Origin of the sequence: Arthrobacter sp. 2YAF22_2 (assembly GCF_052114645.1) — a bacterium.
Classification (GTDB): Bacteria; Actinomycetota; Actinomycetes; order Actinomycetales; family Micrococcaceae; genus Arthrobacter.
The window spans coordinates 1-1,445 of record NZ_JBFRFD010000701.1; the positions used below are offsets into that span (position 1 = coordinate 1).

The following is a 1,445-nucleotide window of genomic DNA, read 5'->3' on the forward strand; positions in this document are numbered from 1 at the left end:
CATGGCGGACGACAGGGCATTGGCGATGCTGTTGGCGACGGGTTCGGTCAGCCGCTTCCAGGTGCCGAGCGTTTCTTCGACCCATTCGGCGCGGGACCAGGCCCGGCCGATCAGACCGGTGGAAGGAAGTTCGGTGACCTGGTCGAGCCAGAGCTCGGCGAGCCGAAGCGCCTCGTCAACCTCGCGGGACTGGGCAGCGGTGACGGACGGGTCGGAACTGCTGGCGGCGACCCGGCGGGCGTTGTCGTGTGCCAGCTGCCAGTTCACCGGCCCGTCGGAAGAAGCGCTCATCATGGCCTGGACCTGGGAAAACATCTGGGCCAGCAGATTCGGGTCGTCCGGCAGCCCGGCGGCCTTGGCGAGCTCCGACGGATCGATGTCCCCTATGCCCTTGCCGCCCATCAGGTTCTGCAGCATTTCTGCCAGCGGGTCCTTGGGTTCGTCGTCCCCGTTGGACGGATTGAGTGGGTTAGAGGTCATGATCCCGCCGATCGTCGGTGTGACTGGTACTCAACTTCACGCTACCCCTCCGCGTAAGGGGCTGTCGCCCGAAACCCGGGAACGTTCGCTGTCGGCAAAGAGCCTCGCGGGCGCGCGACCGCGTAGTGTTGGGAGCTGGAATGTTTGCAGGCTGCCGAGCCGGTTTCGGCCGCAGCCGCTGCGCCTGGTCCCGGCCTCGAAAGTGGTCCCAGGCGCCGGCACGGAGAGGTCCTTCATTGACATTTACCCAGGGCGAACAGCCCCCCGGCGAACCCCCGCCCCGCGACGGCGGACACCCCGGCGCAGTTAGCGCCGAGGCCGGCGGTGCTCCAAGCGGCGATCCCGGAACCGGGCCCGATCACGGCGGCCTTTGGTCCGGCCTGATCCCCGGCCGTGGAACGGGAGCCCGGGGAACCGGGCCCCGCGGAGCGAAAGGCGGCGGAGGGGACACCCGTTCCTCTGCGATGCTGGTCTCGGGCCTGCTTGCGGTGGTACTCGGCGTCGCCGCGATGAGCCTGCCCGTTCCCTACGTGATCGAGTCTCCCGGCCCGACATTCAATACGCTCGGCACGGACAACGGCAAACCGGTCATCACGGTCTCCGGGCACGAGACCTTTCCGGCCAAGGGCGGCCTGGACCTCACCACCGTCTACGTCGACGGCGGCCCCAACGGACCGGTCACCTCGTTCGAGGCCCTCAGCGCCTGGCTGAACGCGTCCAAGGCGGTGTACCCCGAGGAACTGATCTTCCCCAGCGGCGTGTCGAAAGAACAGTCGCAGCAGGAAAGCGCTGTTGCGATGACGACGTCGCAGGAGAACGCCGTGGCCTCCGCCCTCAAGGAGTTGGCCATCCCGTTTGAGCAGAAGCTGCAGGTCGCCAACATCCCGGACGATTCGGCTTCCAAGGGCAAAATCCAGGAAGGCGACGTGCTGGTCTCCATCGGCGGCAAACCCATCACCGCACTC

At 67.2% G+C, this 1,445-nt stretch carries 1 protein-coding gene and 1 pseudogene; one reads left to right on the top strand and one right to left on the bottom strand.

The genetic code is table 11. From position 1 onward, the window contains the following. Window positions 1-480: zinc-dependent metalloprotease (locus tag AB4Y86_RS18820; protein WP_441403654.1), on the bottom strand; the 480-nt coding region annotated here is incomplete at its 3' end. 236 nt (window positions 481-716) lie between these two features. Here AB4Y86_RS18820 and AB4Y86_RS18825 point away from each other — a divergent pair. Next, window positions 717-1,445: pseudogene (locus AB4Y86_RS18825) on the top strand (hypothetical protein); the annotation flags it as partial.